The organism is Rhizobium sp. YAF28, from assembly GCF_052113285.1.
In the GTDB taxonomy this organism is placed as follows: Bacteria; Pseudomonadota; Alphaproteobacteria; order Rhizobiales; family Rhizobiaceae; genus Rhizobium.
Map to the genome: position 1 here is coordinate 1 of NZ_JBFRCX010000042.1, position 1,041 is coordinate 1,041.

The window sequence follows — 1,041 nt, forward strand, 5'->3', positions numbered from 1 at the left end:
GCCTCGAGGGCGACTCGAACAGCCACTACGCCCAAACCCTGATGGACGCGCTGCGCGCACGCGGCTGGCAGGGCGGCCTCGAGGGCGACTCGAACAGCCACTACGCCCAAACCCTGATGGACGCGCTGCGCGCACGCGGCTGGCAGGGCGCCATTCCACATTTCCGGGGCTGTTCGGGCGAGCTGAACCGCGCGCCGCGCTTTTATCATTCGGGCGATTCCGCCGAGATCCGCTGGGTGCTGGAGCGGCTGCGCCAACGGGTGCAGCCCGGACGGGCGGAAGGACAGCGCATGCTGGCGGTCGGCATCTCGCTCGGCGGCAATGCCCTGCTGCGCTACCTGGGCGAGGAAGGCCGCGGCGCCAGTTTCCTCTCGGCGGCGGCGGCCATCTCGGCCCCGCTCGACCTCGCGGCCGGCGGCGCGGCGCTCTCCCAGGGCTTCAACCTGATCTATACCCGGATGTTCCTGCAGACGCTGAAGCGCAAGTCGCTGGCCAAGCTCGACCAGTTTCCGGGCCTGTTCGACCGCGCGACGATGCTGGCGAGCCGCGACCTCTACGCCTTCGACAACGTGGTCACCGCGCCGCTGCACGGCTTCCGCGATACCGACGACTACTGGATGCGCGCCGCCAGCAAGCCGGTGCTGGGCGAGATCCGCATTCCCACGCTGGTGCTGAACGCGCGCAACGACCCCTTCCTGCCCGGCCAGCACCTGCCGAGCCAGGCCGAGGTCAGCCCCGACGTGCTGCTGGAGCAGCCCGCGCACGGCGGCCACGTCGGCTTCATGACGCCGCGCGCCGGCGTGCTGGGGCACCTGCCGCTGTTCCCGGTGGCGGGCCATATCGAATGGCTGCCCACGCGCATCCTCGACTACTTCGACAGCGTGGGTGGAACGCGCCAGACGGCGTAGGAGACAACCATGGATGACATCGTCAAGCAGGCGATGGCCCGCTGGCCCAACGTGCCGAACGCGTACGGATGGCTGGCGCTGGACCGGCGCGGGCAATGGCGCCTGCGCAACGAGTTCGCCCAGGAGCACGGGC

General features: G+C 70.2%; 2 protein-coding genes. Both read left to right on the forward strand.

Going from position 1 to position 1,041, the window contains the following annotated elements:
* Positions 1-908, forward strand: a 908-nt coding sequence (locus AB4Z13_RS32810) for a YheT family hydrolase (protein WP_442207781.1), incomplete at its 5' end; no start/stop codon positions are given.
* A 9-nt stretch (positions 909-917) separates the two neighbouring features.
* Positions 918-1,041 (forward strand): DUF2946 family protein (locus AB4Z13_RS32815; RefSeq protein ID WP_442207782.1); only part of this gene is annotated, 124 nt, incomplete at its 3' end.